The 16,590-nt window shown below is 65.0% G+C and carries 15 protein-coding genes and 1 riboswitch; of the genes, 5 read left to right on the top strand and 10 right to left on the bottom strand.

Going from position 1 to position 16,590, the window contains the following annotated elements:
• Nucleotides 1–177 precede the first annotated feature (177 nt).
• Both AC1C2Q_RS03735 and AC1C2Q_RS03730 read left to right on the top strand, forming a co-directional pair.
• Nucleotides 178–357, top strand: coding sequence for a hypothetical protein (locus tag AC1C2Q_RS03735; protein ID WP_495449031.1), 180 nt, complete (start codon nt 178–180; stop codon nt 355–357).
• 70 nt (nt 358–427) lie between these two features.
• A complete protein-coding gene (locus AC1C2Q_RS03730) occupies nt 428–838 on the top strand; it encodes a hypothetical protein (protein ID WP_495449030.1) in 411 nt (136 codons plus the stop codon).
• Nucleotides 839–949: 111 nt separating this feature from the next.
• On the opposite strand, the gene AC1C2Q_RS03725 is transcribed toward AC1C2Q_RS03730, so the two are convergent.
• From AC1C2Q_RS03725 to AC1C2Q_RS03700, 6 genes are all read right to left on the bottom strand, one after another.
• On the bottom strand, nt 950–1,354 hold the full coding sequence (locus AC1C2Q_RS03725) for an NUDIX hydrolase (protein ID WP_495449029.1): 405 nt from the start codon (nt 1,352–1,354) through the stop codon (nt 950–952).
• Nucleotides 1,347–2,708, bottom strand: a complete 1,362-nt coding sequence (locus AC1C2Q_RS03720) for an FAD-binding oxidoreductase (RefSeq protein ID WP_495449028.1) — start codon at nt 2,706–2,708, stop codon at nt 1,347–1,349. The genes AC1C2Q_RS03725 and AC1C2Q_RS03720 overlap by 8 nt, the downstream gene beginning before the upstream one ends.
• The gene (locus tag AC1C2Q_RS03715; protein WP_495449027.1) at nt 2,705–3,076 is read right to left on the bottom strand and encodes a YrdB family protein; all 372 of its coding nucleotides are present in this window, start codon (nt 3,074–3,076) and stop codon (nt 2,705–2,707) included. The genes AC1C2Q_RS03720 and AC1C2Q_RS03715 overlap by 4 nt, the downstream gene beginning before the upstream one ends.
• A 9-nt stretch (nt 3,077–3,085) precedes the next feature.
• On the bottom strand, nt 3,086–5,833 hold the full coding sequence (locus AC1C2Q_RS03710; protein WP_495449026.1) for a sigma-70 family RNA polymerase sigma factor: 2,748 nt from the start codon (nt 5,831–5,833) through the stop codon (nt 3,086–3,088).
• Nucleotides 5,834–6,202: 369 nt separating this feature from the next.
• Nucleotides 6,203–7,351: an N-acetylglucosamine-6-phosphate deacetylase gene (gene nagA, locus AC1C2Q_RS03705; RefSeq protein ID WP_495449025.1), complete on the bottom strand. Its 1,149-nt coding sequence runs from the start codon at nt 7,349–7,351 to the stop codon at nt 6,203–6,205.
• Nucleotides 7,351–8,847: a beta-N-acetylhexosaminidase gene (locus AC1C2Q_RS03700; RefSeq protein WP_495449024.1), complete on the bottom strand. Its 1,497-nt coding sequence runs from the start codon at nt 8,845–8,847 to the stop codon at nt 7,351–7,353. The genes nagA and AC1C2Q_RS03700 overlap by 1 nt, the downstream gene beginning before the upstream one ends.
• 75 nt (nt 8,848–8,922) lie before the next feature.
• A riboswitch (ZMP/ZTP riboswitch) is annotated at nt 8,923–9,007 on the top strand.
• Nucleotides 9,008–9,034: 27 nt separating this feature from the next.
• Between AC1C2Q_RS03700 and glyA the strand changes: the two genes are divergently transcribed.
• Complete coding sequence (glyA, locus tag AC1C2Q_RS03695) at nt 9,035–10,309, top strand: serine hydroxymethyltransferase (protein WP_495449023.1); 1,275 nt, start codon at nt 9,035–9,037, stop codon at nt 10,307–10,309.
• The gene (locus tag AC1C2Q_RS03690; RefSeq protein ID WP_495449022.1) at nt 10,306–11,187 is read left to right on the top strand and encodes a bifunctional methylenetetrahydrofolate dehydrogenase/methenyltetrahydrofolate cyclohydrolase; all 882 of its coding nucleotides are present in this window, start codon (nt 10,306–10,308) and stop codon (nt 11,185–11,187) included. The genes glyA and AC1C2Q_RS03690 overlap by 4 nt, the downstream gene beginning before the upstream one ends.
• A 17-nt stretch (nt 11,188–11,204) precedes the next feature.
• Here AC1C2Q_RS03690 and AC1C2Q_RS03685 read toward each other — a convergent pair whose 3' ends face one another.
• From AC1C2Q_RS03685 to xylA, 4 genes are all read right to left on the bottom strand, one after another.
• The gene (locus tag AC1C2Q_RS03685) at nt 11,205–11,777 is read right to left on the bottom strand and encodes an SND2/TMEM208 family protein (RefSeq protein WP_495429697.1); all 573 of its coding nucleotides are present in this window, start codon (nt 11,775–11,777) and stop codon (nt 11,205–11,207) included.
• 61 nt (nt 11,778–11,838) lie between these two features.
• Nucleotides 11,839–12,558 carry a DUF6882 domain-containing protein gene (locus AC1C2Q_RS03680; protein ID WP_495429696.1) on the bottom strand — a complete coding sequence of 240 codons (720 nt, stop codon included), beginning with the start codon at nt 12,556–12,558 and terminating at the stop codon, nt 11,839–11,841.
• Between the two features lie 145 nt (nt 12,559–12,703).
• Nucleotides 12,704–14,107 carry a xylulokinase gene (gene xylB / locus AC1C2Q_RS03675; protein WP_495449021.1) on the bottom strand — a complete coding sequence of 468 codons (1,404 nt, stop codon included), beginning with the start codon at nt 14,105–14,107 and terminating at the stop codon, nt 12,704–12,706.
• Nucleotides 14,108–14,109: 2 nt separating this feature from the next.
• Nucleotides 14,110–15,297, bottom strand: a complete 1,188-nt coding sequence (gene xylA, locus AC1C2Q_RS03670; RefSeq protein ID WP_495429694.1) for a xylose isomerase — start codon at nt 15,295–15,297, stop codon at nt 14,110–14,112.
• A gap of 230 nt (nt 15,298–15,527) precedes the next feature.
• On the opposite strand from xylA, the gene AC1C2Q_RS03665 reads away from it, so the two are divergent.
• Complete coding sequence (locus AC1C2Q_RS03665; protein WP_495449020.1) at nt 15,528–16,535, top strand: LacI family DNA-binding transcriptional regulator; 1,008 nt, start codon at nt 15,528–15,530, stop codon at nt 16,533–16,535.
• Nucleotides 16,536–16,590: the final 55 nt, after the last annotated feature.

Genomic DNA, 16,590 nt, shown 5'->3' with positions numbered 1-16,590 from the left:
GGGTCCTGAACCCTGATCCGCCGTTCTGAATGGACTCTGTGACAGCTGTTCCGTCGCGCACCTGGCCACCTCGTGACCGTCGCTGCGCAGTCGTGCGTAGACCCTCTGGGCGCCGTAGATGTCGGGGATCTTCATGAGAAGGTGGGGGATGGCAAACGGAATGTATTGGTGTGCGCGATGCAAGAGGGACCATCGATACAGCTCGCAGATAGGGCGCGCGCATTCGTCTGCTCCGAGCAGAGCGCGGACACCATCGTCGACGCCACCGCCTCAGCGGAACACTGCGAGGCGCCCATCGCCAGTGCCACGTCAGATGCCTTCGACCGCGCGTCCACCGGGTTCTTCACGTATCGCTGAGGGGCGGCGACGCTCTCAAGAGGTACTTCTTAGACGGGGAGGGGACGCTGGCTCGGCGGCGGTAGTTCGAGTGATCTTCGAAACGGATTCGGTTTACGGGCTGATAGCTGATGAGTTCCTCGCAGGTCTGCCCTGGTACCGGCGCCGCAATGGCTCCCATCTGCTATGCCAGTTACTCGAAGACGCCAGCGAAGCGGTTTCCCCAGGAACGTACATTGAACTCGTTCAGGAAATGATGATCAGCGGGTTCCTGGGTTTGGGGATGCCGAAGTTCCTCGCGCAGATTCTCGCGAAGTCGGCCGGTGCAGTTGCCAATCGGTTGATCGGTGCCTTCGGCTCCGATCAACTTGTTTCCCTCCTCCGAGCTCTCATTCTCCTTATCTGTCACAACTTTGAACGGTGCCCCACTCAGGAGGCGGTTTGTGCTCATTTTATGAAGCCAGAGGCAGAAGCGATTGTTCGTTCGATCTTCACGAGTTAGAAGTCTGGGCCGCCGCTGCCGGAAGCGTCGAGGCGTTCAACGCGGTGTGCGATGAGCCACGGCTCTGGATCCACGAGCGGGCCGGGCATAGGTTGAAGCGGGGGCCACTCGCTATGTGTTGGAGGGCCAGGCCAGCGGGAGCAGATGCTCCACGCTGAGCGGGGCCAGTTCCAGCGTGCCGATGTCTGCCGGGGTGATCCAACGCAGCTCGGCGATCTCGGCCTGCACGGCGACGGCATCCGCGTCGATCGTGAGTGCAAAGGCATCGGCCACCACACGGTGACCAGGTTCGTTCGCCGCGGCGGAGATGAATCTGCCCAGCGGGCGCAGTGCGCCTTCATCGACTTTGAGGCCGAGCTCTTCATCGAGCTCGCGAGCGAGAGTTTCGGCGGCGTTCTCGCCGGCCTCTGGCTTGCCGCCGGGCTGCATGAATGCGGTGGTGCCCTGCTTGCGCACGACGAGCACGCGACCCTCGGCGTCGTGGATGATGGCGGCGCTCACATGGATGTCAGGCACGGTCGAACACCTTTCCGGGGTTGAGGATGCCGAGCGGATCGAACACGCTCTTAATCTGTCGCTGCAGCTCCCACTGGTCGTCGCCGAGTTCCGCGGCGAGCCAGCGGCTCTTCAGCACGCCGATGCCGTGCTCACCGGTCAATGTGCCACCGAGACGAATGGCGGCGCGGAAAAGGCCGTCCGCGGCTTCCCACACGTCGTCAGGAACCTCTGCGCCCTCGAATATGAAGTTCGGGTGCAGATTTCCGTCGCCTGCGTGCGCGACTGTCGGGATCGTGAGACCGTACTGTTTCTCGAGACGGGCGATCTCGTCGAACATCGCTGGCAGGGCGCTTCGAGGAACGGAGACGTCCTCGATCAGTGTGGTGCCGAGGGCAGCCAATGTGGGGTGTATCGAACGGCGGATCGCAAGAAGTCGCTCGCCCTCATCCCTGTCGTAGGTCAGCGTCACGTCGCCACCGTTGTGGCGGAGCACTGCAGCGATCTGGTCTGCCTCCGCCTTGGCGGCGGGGCCATCCGTCTGGATCGTCAATTGGGATGCCCCGGCCGTGGGCGCGGGCAGCTTCAGGAAAGCGTGCACCGCTGCGAGGCAGGTCGCGTCGATCAGCTCCATGATCGCGGGCTGCCCACCGGATGCCGTCACCGCCGCAGATCCGGATGCCGCAGCGCGCACGCTGGGGAACAGGGCGGTGATGGTGCAGATCTCGCCCTCGATGATGCGTCGAAGCTTCAGCGTGGCTCCGACAACCACACCGAGTGTGCCCTCCGAACCGATCACGAGCGAGGTGAGATCCAGCCCGGTGACGCCTTTGACGCTGCGATGCCCGAGGTGCATGAGCCGTCCGTCGGCGAGCACGATGTCGATCGCCAAGACAGCGTCTCGCACGACTCCGTACTTGGCGCACAGCAATCCGCCTGCACCGGTGGCGATGTTTCCGCCGATGGTGGAGATGTCGCGACTGGCGGGGTCGGGCGGCCACCACAGGCCCTGCTCCGCGAGCAAGCCGTTCAGCTCGGCGTTCAGGACGCCCGGTTCGACGACCGCGAACAGGTCGTCTGGACGCACCTCGATTACTCGGTTCATGCGCAGTGTCGACAGGACGATTTCGCCGGGGCCGGCATTGGCCCCGCCTGCGAGCCCGGTGCCGGCACCGCGCACCACGACGGGAGTGTGGGATGCAGTGGCGATGCGCATGGTCTGCTGCACGTGCGCGACCGTTTCGGCGTGCACGACAGCAAGTGGACGGCCCGCAGAAGAGTGTCCTGAGCGATCCGCTCGTGCGGCCTCAAGCGAGTCTTCGGTGATATCGACGATGTCACCGAGAGCGTCCCGCAGGGCCGCAGCGACGGTCACTGCAGGTTTCTCCGACCGGCAAAGAGACCAGCGGTGACGGCGACGACCGCGAAGCCGAGGCCGATCCAGGCCTGATCCATCGACCACCAGGCGAGGGTCACACCCACGTAGATCAGCAGCTCAACGGCGGCCCGCACGAACGGATGCAGCCTCAGCACAGGGCGAGGGGAGAGGAAGAGCGCCCAGATGAGCAGGACGATCAGCGGTGCACCGATGCCGAGGACGATGTTCCAAGGAAACATCCACATGGTGAAGCCCCACAGCGACAGAGATGCGATCACGACGATCAGGACGACCGCCCGGATGATGTCGAGCGGAACAAGAGTCGGACGGTTGACACCGGGGACTGCGTCGGGGGCTTCGGGCATGCTCCCAGTCTATTCGGCGGGAGGTGCGGCCTCGGTCGTGAGGGGGTCTTCTGCAACCGGGTCAGAGGTGGGTTCCTCGACGACCGGCTCTTCGACGACGGGCAAAGCAGCTTGGTCCGCGTGTACCGACGGCACTGTGGCATCCGATGCTGTGGCATCTGACGCTGTTTCACCGATGGAGGTCGACGGCTCTCGCTGGGTGCCGCTGGCAGATTCGTCCGTGGGAGTCGAATCAGCGGCGACAGGTTCCTGCTCGGCGGCAGGTTCAGGATCTGTGGGGACTGCTGACTCCAGATTATCCGACGGCTGCGCTGATTCTTCGTTAGTCCTGGCGTCGTAGTAGCCGGCGATATCGGCGGCAGAGGGGTCGGCGTTCAACGAAGATGCCACGCTACAGATCGAGTCAGGCACTTTGAAGTTGTTCAGATTCCAGAGCGTCGTCTCCGTGGCCGCTCCGGTCTGGTCACCAGCTACATAGACGAACGAAACCGTTGCGTCGTTGCACATTTGAGACAGCTTCGGGCGGAGATCGATCGTTCCGGTTCCGTCCGTACCGGAGAGGCTGATCTCGTCGGCCCCGTCGCCGCTTCCATCGACTAGCGCGCGAACGGTCGAACCAGGTTCCCCTGTGATCGGTACCTGATAATGCGTCTTCAAGGTCAACACGTCGAAGTCAATTTCGGCGGTGCTCCAGGTCGGCGTGCCTTCAGGGAGCACCTCCGCAGGCGGTTCCGTCGGAGTTGGCGTCGGCTCTTCGATCTGCTTGCAGAGCGGTCCGTCGTAAAGCCCGCTAAGAGGAACCGTGGTAGGCGTGCCACTATGTTCGCCAACTACGTAGAAGAACGTGACGTCAGTTTTTGAAGCGGCAGCGATCTGATCGTCGGTCGGATGCAGCACGATCGTTCCGATGCCGTCGGTATCCAATGGCTCGCTGAATTCGGTGTCATTGGATACCTCACCGATTCGAACAGCCACGGTCGCTCGTGGTTCCCCGGTGAGGGGGACTACGTACTCCGTCGTCACAATCCCGTTGTCGTCTGCTGAACACCCTTGCTTAGCCGCCGCCCACTCTGGAGCGCCCTCCGGGATTGTTGGTGGTGGTGGTGGTGGTGGTGGTGGTGGAGTGGTCGTCGGCGTCGGCGTCGGCGTTGGCGTTGGCTGTGGCGCAGTGGGCGTCGGCGTTGGCTGTGGCGCAGTGGGCGTCGGCGTTGGCTGTGGCGCAGTGGGCGTCGGTGCGGGACTGGGCGCAGGGGTCGGTTCGGGTGTTGGCTCCGGCACGGCTGGCTGTTCTGGCTCTGGTACCGGGGGCTGCGTTGGCTCGGGCTCCGGCTCCGGCGTCGGCTCTGGCTCAGGCGTCGGCACCACCGGAATCTCTGGCGCCGCAGGCTCTTCGGGCTCGCTGGGAGGGACAGTGTTGCCACCGTCGCCGCCATCGCGACCGTCAGCGGGCGCCGACGGAGTCACGGGCTGCGTCGAAGGCGTGTCGGGGGTGTCAGGAGCATCCGTCTTGGGCGTTGACTTCGGAGCATCCTCAGCGACTTCGAGGACGAACTTCTCGTCGGCGTCGAGTGCACCGTCGGGCGTGACCTCTGAGCTGATCGACGAGTCGTTGGCGTCTGCTGCACTCGGCATCGACGTCACGGGGCTTGCAGAGATAAGGCCGGGCACGATCGCCGCGGCGGCCACAACTCCTGCGATGACAAGCGCAGCGGATCCGACGCCAACTAGGGCACCGAGTCCGGTCATGACCCCGCCGGATGCTCCGGCTCCGCCCGCAGTAACTCCGGTGGATCCGGCACCCCCGGCCGACCCACTGTTGCCGCCGATTACATTGCTGCCTGCGGCGGTGCCGCCGCTGGCAGTAGCGCCGCCGACGGTGCTAGCGCCGCCAACGGTGACTGCGCCGCCCATCACGGCCGATGGCATGGCCGCCAGTGCCACGATCGGGGCTCCGCCGCCCTGGAGCATCGCGGTGTAACCTGCCGCCCCGGCGACACCGAGTACGAGCGGAAGCAGCACGAGCGCAAGGCGGTTGGACACATCGTGCGCCTCAGCAGCGACGATCATGCATCGAGCGCAGTCTTCGATGTGCAGATCGAGGCGTTGCTGATCGCGCGCGCTCAGGTTGCCGCGTGCATGAGCTCCGAGATGCTCGATGGTCCAGTGGCACTCTGAACCGGACTCGGCACTGCGCAGGTGGGCCTGAATCCAGGCCTCACGCAGACCCTCACGGGCACGGAATGCGAGCTGCGAGACTCCACCGGACTTCATGCCCAGCAGGGGAGCGACCTCGGCAGGCTTCATCTGCTCGATCTCGGTGTACCAGAGCACCTCCTGCCAGCGAGTGGGAAGGCTGCGGAACGCCTGTGCGGTCAGTCCGCGGTCGAGCGCGTCGTTGGTTGCCTGCTCGGTGGTGTCGGGATCCGGAACGGCATCCAGTTCATCGATCGTCGTGTCGCGACGCGCGCGTCCCCACGCAGCGGCGGTGTTGCGGATGCTCGTGAAAAGGTACGCGCGGAACGAACCGTTCGGCCCGCCGCCCTTGAGGATCGCCTGATAAATGCGTGTGTACGATTCCTGCACGAGATCGTCAGGGTCGATGCTCGATGTGACAGAACGGGCAACCGTCATTCCCGAGCGGTAGTGGCGTCGCCAGAGTTCACCGAACGCGTCCCCGTCGCCCGAGCGGGTGCGAAGGATCAGGTCGGCATCGGCTGCCGCGTTTGTCTCGGAGGTTTCGTCGTTCTGCACTGTCATCCATCGGTCGTGGGAGCGGGTTGTGCTCTCACAAGAAGAGACGCGTGAACAGTTCGATCTTCACGCGACTGAGCCATTCTCTCCCTTAATTCCCAGTCTGACCACCCCTGTTGATAACTCCACGACAACTCCGGAAAAGAAATCTCACATTTCACGTAATGAATCCACCAAGTCGTCGTCTCATCAACAGAGAAAGCCATCAGAACTCCACCGGGGGGCGGAGTTCGGCACCAGTGCGGGGAATGTGCTGGTCGGGTGGATTCGAGCACCTCGGGGGAGGAGTTCTCGGGTCCACCCGCTCTCATGTCGGGGGACAGGGCCGCCGCTGGGGTTCGGCGGCCCGATCCGGCCCTCGGGCCCACATGAGATTCAGCGCAGTGGTCCGCCGGTTTGCACGTGCGCGACCTGCAGCTTCTCATCGAGTAGCACAGCATCGCCCAGGTATCCGGGTGCAAGCCGCCCGAGCTGGCTGCCGAATCCGATCGCCGCCGCGGGCGTCTCAGTCAGCGCGCGCACTGCCTCAACGAGTGAGGCACCAGCTTGGACGGCGCGCTGCAGCGCGACATCCTGCGTCAGTGTGGAACCGGCGATCGAACCGGTGTCGTCGGCGCGCGCAACGCCATCCTTCACCGTCACCTTGACGGTGCCCAGGTCGTAACTTCCATCGGTGCTGCCAGCCGCAGCCATGGCATCCGTCACCAGCGCGACCCGGCCGGGAGCAGAATCGAAGATCAGCTTGATCACGTGCGGGTCGAGGTGCACGTTGTCCGCGATCGCTTCCAGCACGATCCGATGATCGGCGGCTGCGGCCAGCACCGGGCCTGGAGCACGGTGGTGAATGCCGGGCATGGCGTTGAACGCATGAGTGAGGATCGTCGCACCGGCTTCGAACGCTGCGACAGCCTGTGCGGCATCTGCACTGGTGTGGCCGACAGCCGCAACGGAACCTGCCGCGACGATCAATCGGATGGCTTCGATGCCGCCGGGAAGCTCAGGAGCGATCGTCACCTGCCGGATTGTGCCGCGCCCCGCGTCGAGGAGTCGCTGCACGTCGGCGGCAACCGGATCGCGCAGCAACGAGGGCTCGTGAGCCCCGTGGTGTGCAGGATCGAGGAACGGACCCTCCAGGTGCGACCCGAGGATGTCCGCATCCGTCTGCATGAGGTCGGCGATCTCTCCTACGCGCCGCGCGAGATCATCCAGCGGCGCTGTCACCAGCGAGACGACCCCACGGGTCGTGCCGTGCGCACGGTGCAGATCGCGGGCGGTCCGGATCGCATCGACGCCGTCACCGTAGGATGCTCCGGCGCCACCGTGGACGTGGATGTCGATGAATCCAGGCGTGAGGATCGCACCGGGGCCCGCGACGGAGGTCGCGTCGATCACCGTGTCGGCATCCGCCCAATCGGTGCCCGTACCGGTCGCGGTCACACGGCCATCTTCGAAACGCACCCAGGAATCGGGGGTCTCTACACCATCGGTGATGAGGCGGGCAGAGTGAATCAGGGTCGCGGTCATCAGTTGCTCCAGGCGATCTCGGCAGGACGGTGGCCTCCCCATCCTGCGGCATCCCAAACTGCTCCCAGCCCCCCGACGCGCTCGCGGAAGGAGGACCAGTCGCGGTCGCCAGCGTGTGACCAGGCGACTTCGGCGATGGCGGCGGCACGGGGAAAGACGAGTTGGTCGATGTCGTCGAGGGTCGTCAGCGTCTCAGACCACAGCGGCGCCTCGACGCCGAGAATCGCCTCGGGAGGCAGACCATCGACTATCGTGGTCGGTTCCCAGCCGTACGCGGTCTCCAGGTTGATGACAGCTGCCCAATCCAGGCCCAGCGGGAAGTCAGCGTCGTACTTCTGGTCGAGGTACGCGGTGGTAGATGGCGACATGATGACCGAGCCCCCACGTGCGGCAAAGCGGCGCGCAGCAGCGGCGTGCGCGTCGTCGGGGGTGGTGTTGCCCCAGTACTGCCCGACCGTGCCCTCGGCGACCTGTGCTGAACCGGCCTCATGCCACGTGACCGGGATCTTGCCCAGCTCGACGGTCAACGCGGTGACGCGCTCGATGAACGCATCGAAGTCGGCCTGTGGTGTGCCGAGCGCTTCGTCGCCACCGACGTGCAGGTATGGGCCGGGGGTGAGTTCAGCGACTTCGGTGAGGACATCGCGTAGGAACTCCCAGGTGGCCTCGTCGTGAATCTTCACCGAGGAGTGCCCGACGCCCCAGCCGAGATACGGCTCGCCAGCTTCGGGGAGTGGTTGGCCGAGTTCCTTCGACTGTGTCAGCAGGTTGTCGTTCATGACTGGTGGTTCCACGATCTCGGGATATGCGAGGCCGATCGCATGCGTGTGGCCGGGTAGATCGATCTCGGGCACCACGACCATGTGGTGCGCCGCGGCGTACTGCACGATCTCGCGGAAGTCGTCCTTCGTATAGAAACCGCCCGGACGGCCGAGCACCGCCGTCGTCGAACTGCGCTCGGCCAGCAACGGACGACTGCCGATCTGCAGGCGCCAGCCCTGGTCATCTGTCAGGTGCAGGTGCAGGTGATTGAACTTGAGAGATGCCGCCCGGTCGATGAACGCCTTGACTGCGTCGACGTCGAAGAAGGTGCGCGCGACATCGAACATTACGCCGCGATATGCGAAACGCGGGGCGTCGTCGACCTCTACTCGGGGGAGTATCCAGCCGTTGTCATCCTTGGTGAGAATCTGACGCAGAGTCTGGATGCCGTAGAAGAGGCCAGCCTCTGCCCCCTCGATCCGTACGCTTTCGCCGATCATCAACGTGTAGTGCTCGCCCTGACGAGCGGTGCGACGCAGGACGATATCACCCGTCGCGGCCGGCTCTACGGCGATGCCAATGTGGAGCCCGGTGCGCTCGGCGATCACGTTCGCGAGAACGGATGCCGCGGCATCCGCTTCGTTCTCCACGACGATGCGCGTGCTCGAGGTAAGCCGGAAAGCGCCGGGGGATTCTGCGAAAGAAGAGGGAAGCGGAACAACGGGAAGGACCATGAACAAAACCTACCCGCTGGGTGTGCGGGTGGCCAGGTGTCACGACTACTCTGGGCGTGGCGAGTTCCGCTATGCTCGAACGGTCGCGACTGGCGTCTGGGTGGGTCACCACCGGGGAGCGACTGTTACGGAAATTCGACCGCGCGCCTGGGCCGATGACACCTATTCCGCAACGAAAGAAGTCGATATGACCGATCAGTATTTCAACGCCCCGCTGTCCGAGGTTGATCCTGAGATCGCCCAGGTTCTTGACCGGGAGTTGAACCGCCAGCGCACGTACCTCGAGATGATCGCCTCCGAGAACTTCGTGCCCGTCTCGGTGCTGCAGTCGCAGGGCTCAGTGCTCACGAACAAGTACGCCGAGGGTTACCCCGGACGCCGCTACTACGGTGGCTGCGAAGAAGTCGACGTCGCCGAGTCTCTTGCCATCGAGCGGGTCAAGTCCCTGTTCGGCTCTGAGTTCGCCAACGTCCAGCCTCACTCCGGTGCCACTGCCAACGCGGCTGTGCTGCACGCCATCGCCCGCCCCGGCGACACCCTGCTGGGACTGTCGCTCGACCACGGCGGACACCTCACGCACGGCATGAAGATCAACTTCTCCGGTCGCCTGTACAACATCGTCGCCTACGGCGTGAACCCAGAGACTTCGCTCGTCGACATGGACGAGGTGCGTCGCCTCGCCATCGAGCACAAGCCGAAGGTCATCGTCGCCGGCTGGTCGGCATACCCCCGCCACCTCGACTTCGCGAAGTTCCGTGAGATCGCTGATGAGGTCGGGGCCCTCCTCTGGGTCGACATGGCGCACTTCGCCGGACTCGTCGCAGCCGGCGTGCACCCGAACCCTGTGCCGCACGCGCACGTCGTCTCCTCGACCGTGCACAAGACCATCGGCGGCCCGCGCTCCGGCTTCATCCTTACCAATGACGCCGATCTCGCCAAGAAGATCAACTCTGCCGTGTTCCCCGGCCAGCAGGGTGGGCCGCTCATGCACGTGATCGCCGCCAAGGCGACCGCGTTCAAGCTTGCCGCCACCCCGGAGTTCAAAGACCGCCAGGTGCGCACCATCAGCGGCGCCCAGATCCTCGCGGAGCGTCTCAACCAGCAGGACGTTGCGGATGCTCAGATCAAGGTCCGCTCCGGCGGCACCGACGTGCACCTCGTGCTCGTTGACCTGCGTGACGCGGCGATCGACGGCAAGCAGGCAGAAGACCTGTTGCACGACATCCACATCACGGTGAACCGCAACGCCGTGCCGAACGACCCTCGCCCGCCGATGGTCACCTCTGGGCTGCGCATCGGCACCTCGGCTCTCGCCACGCGCGGCTTCGGCGACGCCGAGTTCACCGAGGTCGCCGACATCATCGCCCTGGCCCTGTTGCCCGGTGCAGATGTCGCGGCGCTCAAAGCACGTGTTGACGCCCTCGCTGGTGCGTTCCCGCTCTACCCGGGCCTTCAGCAGTGACCGCTGCAGTACTCGATGGGAAGGTCGCATCGGCGGCCATCAAGGCGGAGTTGACCGAACGTGTCGCGGCGCTACGCGCCCGGGGGATCACCCCCGGCATCGCCACCGTGCTTGTGGGTGCTGATCCTGCATCCCAGCTCTACGTGGGCATGAAGCACCGGCAGTCCGAGGCGGTCGGGATGAACTCGATCCAACGCGAACTGCCGGCGGATGCCACGCAGGAGCAGGTCGAAGCGCTGATCGACGAACTCAACGCCGACGACAGCTGCCACGGATACATCGTGCAGTTACCGCTGCCGAAGCACATCGACACGGATGCAATCCTCGAACGGATTGACCCGAACAAGGATGCCGACGGCCTGCACCCGACCAACCTCGGTCGACTGGTACTGAACGTCAATGCGCCGATCCACACGCCGCTGCCGTGTACGCCGCGGGGAGTCATCGAGCTGTTGCTGCGCAACGACTACGACCTCAAGGGCAAGCATGTGGTTGTCGTCGGGCGCGGTGTCACAATCGGCCGCTCGATCGGGCTGCTGCTGACCCGCCGTGATCTCAACGCAACGGTGACGCTCACGCACACCGGCACGGTCGACATGTCGAAGTACCTGCGGGATGCCGATGTCATCGTCGCCGCGGCAGGGGTCAAGCACCTCATCCGCGCCGAAGACGTCAAGCCCGGCGCTGCGGTGCTCGATGTCGGCGTCACGCGCGAATTCAACGAGGAGACTGGCAAGTCGAAGGTCTACGGAGACGTGCACCCTGATGTCGCCGAGGTAGCGGGCTTCGTGTCACCGAACCCCGGCGGGGTCGGACCGATGACGGTCGCATTGTTGATGACGAACGTCGTCGAGGCCGCGGAGCGACTCGTCGGTTGAAGCTGAGCAGGTTCGAGCTACAGCTCGTCCAGCATCCGCCGCTGTTCGGAGGTGAGCCCGTCTCGGAGCTCATCCCGACCGGCGGCGGTTGCGGTTGTGGGGCCGGAGCCGGTGCCGGCGCTGGACTCGGCGGGCGCGGAGCCGGCCGAACGGCGGCCGGTCATCTTCGCCTGCGCCGATCCAATCACTTGACCGGTCTTCGCCTCGATCCGATCATCGATCTGGTCGTAGATCACCCAGGCAATGAGCAGATACACCGGCGGAAGCACGTAGCCCCAGAACCAGCCGCTCACGTTCACACCGCTGAGGATCACGGTCAGCACCCAGACGATGAGCTCTACGACGAAGACCAGACCGTACTGGACGACCTTTTCGCCGACCTTTGTCCTCGAACCAGTCGACTTCGCGGCCGTGCCACGGAAGAACTTCAGCAGCACCGGTTTGAGGGCCAGCGTGGCCAAGGTCAAGATGACAGATGCCCACAGCGCGTTCCAGCCGACCTCGACGCTCCGCATGAGCAGTCCGATCAGCAGCAGCACCGCCACGTTGAACACGTAAAGGGAGACAGCACGTACGAGCCACTTCGTCATGTGCACAGCCTTTCATAGCGATGACGGGAGCGCACGCCTCGATTACGGAGGCGGGAGCAGATCAGGCGCCGAGCCTGCTCTCGATGCCGGCGACGCGTGCCTGCTCATCGAAATGGAAGGTTGCTTCGCCGGTTGCGTCAGTCACGATCGCTCCGGAGAAGGCGTCATCGGTCCACTTCATGCCCCAACCGGCCAGGCGAGCCGCGTCCCACACCGACGAGCGTGCGTCACTGAGGTTGAGATCGGCCAGCAGGCGAGGTGCGGTGATGACAGCATCCTGCACTGTCAGCGGTGCAATCGGGGCATCGAGAACGAAGATCGCACGAGTGCCACCTTCGATCGGAGCCGAGTAGTACGGCGAGCGTCCTGTGATCTCGACGGCGACCGCGCCGATCTGGTGTGCGGCCTGTGCGATCCACTCGTCAAGGTCGTCACCGGTATCGTCCGGGAACGCGATCTCGGGCTGGGACAGCTCTGCGATGCCGTACTGCGTGCCGTAGTCGCGCAGCTGTGCGGCAATGCCGTCAGTGTCGCCCTGGGGGTGCGCCCATGCCCACAGCAGCGAGCGCGGTCCTGGTGCGATGGTCGCGATCAGGTGCGGTGTCGTGACCAGCTGCTGCTCGGGGTTCGCAGTCGAGCTGAAGCTGAGCGTGCCCGCGGCGATGTCAGCATCCCAGCGGTGTTCGCCGAGCTGGTCGACGGCGGCGGTGAGTGCCTCCTGGCGAAGGGCGGCGAAGAGTGCGACGCGATCGGCAAGTGACTGAAGTGCGGCGAAGGTCATGACTCCAGTGTGGTGCCAGATCCTATGAGTTCGCCACTTTCGCTGCTGAAACGACCTGCACTGTGGCGAGCAGGTGAGCTCACCCACCCGTCGCTGACCCGGTACGAAACGGGGTGACTTGTGTCAGCGACGGGCGGGCGAGTGGTCAGGGGAGGCGGGCCGTGTACTGGGCTCGGATGACGGGCTGCTCGTCGGCTTCGAAGCGCCCGGTGATTTCGACTGGCCATGCCGGAGCCGTGCCACGCAGACCCCACGCGGCCTGAACTGCGGCGCCCATGGCGACATACTCTCCGGGGGCTGGCACCACCACAGGAGCGTCGAACACCTGAGCGGCGATTCGCGCGACCGCCTCGTTCTGCGCCGCTCCGCCGACAAGCAGAATGCGATCGACGCTGACGCCGTGGCTGCGGATGCGGTCGAGGCCATCAGCCAGACCGCACAGCAGGCCCTCGATCGCCGCACGCGCGAGGTTCTCACGGCTGGTCGATCCCAGCGTCATGCCGAACAGGGTGGCAGTGGCATCCGGCAGATTCGGTGTGCGCTCGCCCTCGAACCAGGGCTGCAGCACGAGTCCGCCGGCACCGGGTTCTGCCGAGAGCGCGAGACGGGCGAACTCGTCGTGGTCTACTCCGAGCAAAGCCGCCGTGGCATCCAGCACGCGCGCTGCATTCAGCGTCGCAACCAGCGGGAGGAATCTCCCGGTGGCATCGGCGAAACCGGCGACGGTTCCGCTCGGATCGGCAACCGCGACGTCGGTCACGGCGAAGACGGTTCCACTGGTGCCGATCGAGACGCCGATGTCGCCACTGCCCGCACCCATCCCGAGGGCCGCGGCAGCATTGTCTCCGGCACCGCCGGTGACAAGGATTCCGTTCTGTCCGAGCACGTGCTCGGACGGGCCGAGCACGCGGGGAAGCACGACGTCAGCAGCATCGCGACGTAGGGCGATCGAAAGCAGCTCCCGGTCGTACTCGTTTCGTGCCGGATCGAAGTATGCCGTTCCGCTGGCATCCGATCGATCTGTGATGAGCTCTTCGAGAACCGGGCCGAGCGGCGAATCCTCTGCAGGACCGTAGCCGCGCAGACGCCAGGTCAGCCAGTCATGGGGGAGTGCGATAGCGGCGATGCGGGCTGCGTTCGCAGGTTCCGCATCGGCTACCCAGCGCACCTTGCTCGCCGTGAACGATGCAACTGGCACGAGACCTGTGCGACGGGCGTACTCCTCCGCGCCGATCTCGGCAGTCAACGCAGCTGCGGCATCCGCGGAGCGCGTGTCATTCCATAGCAGGGACGGACGGATGACGTGGCCGGTGGCGTCGAGCGCCACCAGCCCGTGTTGCTGGCCACCGACGCCGACGGCCGCGACGTCGTCAAGCCCGCCGGCATTCGCGATCGCGCTCTGCAGCGCGTCCCACCAGGCGGCTGGGTCGACTTCGGTGCCGTCCGGGTGCCCGGCACGGCCGGAGCGGATGACAGCACCGGAGTCGACATCGCGGATGACGACCTTGCAGCTTTGCGTCGAGGAATCGACGCCGGCAACCAGCGTCACGATCAGCGTGCGCCGAGCAGGTGCTCGGTAGCGAGCTGCTGCAGGCGAACGAAGCCGAAGCCCTTGCCACCGAGGTAGGCGTCAGCGTCGAAGTCCTCGTATGCAGAGCGGTCCGCCAGGAAGTCGTCGTAGGACTCGCCCGGGTTCAGCGTCGGCGTGGAGAGCTCGGCGACCTTGGCCGCAGCCAGGGCCTCCTGCACCTCGGGGTCTGCGCGGAATGCGGCAGCGCGCTCCTTGAGGAGCAGGTAGGTGCGCATGTTCGCCGCGGCCGAGTCCCAGACACCGGTCTCGTCTTCGGTGCGCGAGGGCTTGTAGTCGAAGTGGCGAGGGCCGTCGTATGCGGGCACGCCACCGACTCCGCCGTTCTCCAGCAGGTCGACCAGCGAGAACGCGTTGTGCAGATCGCCGTGGCCGAACACGAGGTCCTGGTCGTACTTGATTCCGCGCTGACCGTTGAGGTCGATGTGGAAGAGCTTGCCGTGGAACAGCGCCTGGGCGATGCCGGCCGTGAAGTTCAAGCCTGCCATCTGCTCGTGGCCGACCTCGGGGTTGACACCTACGAGCTCGGGGCGTGCAAGCGAATCAATGAACGCGATTGCGTGGCCGAGGGTCGGCAGCAGGATGTCGCCGCGCGGCTCGTTCGGCTTGGGCTCGATCGCGAAGCGGATGTCGTAACCCTTGTCGGTGACATAGTCGCCGAGCAGGTCGACGGCCTCGCGGTAGCGCTCGAGTGCCTGACGGACGTCCTTGGCGGAGTCGTACTCTGCGCCCTCGCGGCCACCCCACATCACGAACGTCTTTGCACCCAGCTCGGCGCCGAGGTCGAGCTGACGGAACACCTTGCGCAGTGCAAAGCGGCGGACATCGCGGTCATTCGAGGTGAAGCCGCCGTCCTTGAAGACCGGTGCGCTGAAGAGGTTGGTTGTAACCATCGGGACGATGAGGCCGGTGTCGGCCAGGGCGCCCTTGAGACGGTCGATCTGGGTCTGACGCTCAGCATCGGTCGAACCGAATGCGAACAGATCGTCATCGTGGAACGTGAGACCGTAGGCGCCGAGTTCAGCGAGCTTCTCGACCGCGTGCACGACATCGAGTGCCGGGCGCGTCGGGCCGCCGAACGGGTCGGTGCCGTTGTAACCGACGGTCCAGAGACCGAAGGAGAACTTGTCTTCGCGGGTGGGGGTGACCATGACGGCTCCTTCTTGCGACGCGGCGTCGCGTAGGTAAATTGTTGTTGTTCACAACCTATAGCAAATCAGGCCCCTAAGTCCAGCGCTCCTGGCGCTCGGATGCTGCTCTATGGCGTCCGTCGAGATTTCGAAACTTTCGCTAGGGTGCTTCGGAGTGAGACAATCGGTCCTGTCGCTGGGCGAGTGTCATGTGCCTCGTGCGGTGGCCGAACGGGATGGGATCGAATGCAATGACCGACACTCCTCGCATCACCCTGGCTGACATTGCGGCCGAGGCGGGTGTCTCGCTCGCCACGATGTCCAAGGTGCTCAACGGGCGCACCGATGTCGCGCCGGCCACCCGTGTGCGTCTTGAGGGGCTTCTAAAGCGCCACGGCTACACGCGGCGTGCCTCGCCCCACCGTGCCGAGACGATCGAGTTGGTCTTCCATGAGCTCGAGTCGAGTTGGTCGATTGAAGTGATCAAAGGCGTCGAGGAAGTCGCCCACGCCGCCGGGCTGACTGTGATGCTCACGGTGAGCGGTGACAGGCATGCTCCCTCAGCTGACTGGATCGACGGCGTCCTGCGTCGCAGACCAGCCGGAGTCGTGCTCGTCTTCTCTGATCTGGCGCGTCAGCACCGCGAGAAGCTCCGCTCGCGCGGCGTGCCGTTTGCGATCGTCGACCCCGCAGGGGATCCGGCGCCTGACGTGCCTTCGGTAGGTTCGGCGAACTGGTCGGGGGGCCTGATGGCCACGCGCCACCTGATCGAGCTCGGGCACACTCGGATCGCGGCGATCACAGGACCGGACGACATGATGTGCTCCCTTGCCAGAGTGGACGGCTACCGGTCGGCGATGAACGCGGCAAATCTGCCGATCGAGCCAGATTGGATCCGCTTCGGCGACTTCCATCCCACCGGCGGCGAACGTGAAGCGCGCGAACTGCTGGCGGGGCCGGAACGCCCGACGGCAATTTTCGCCGGTAGTGACTTGCAGGCGCTCGGTGTGATCGCCGCGGCGACAGAGGCAGGGCTGGCAGTGCCCACCGACCTGTCAGTGGTCGGCTACGACGACATCGCTCTCGCGCGCTGGGTGAGTCCGCAACTGACCACGATTCATCAGCCGCTGCGTCGGATGGGGGAGGAAGCGACTCGGATCGTCCTGCGGTTGGCGGAGGGGGAGACCGTGGAGACGCTGCGGATGGATCTCGCCACGCACCTCGTTGTGCGCGGAAGTACGGCGCCGCTGGCACCCTAAATCGCCTTCGAAACTTCCGACTAAACTTTCGTAACGTTTCGGTCACGGGTTGACG

The organism is Microbacterium sp. Y356 (genome assembly GCF_059445355.1).
This window is presented reverse-complemented; position numbering and strand designations above follow the sequence as displayed.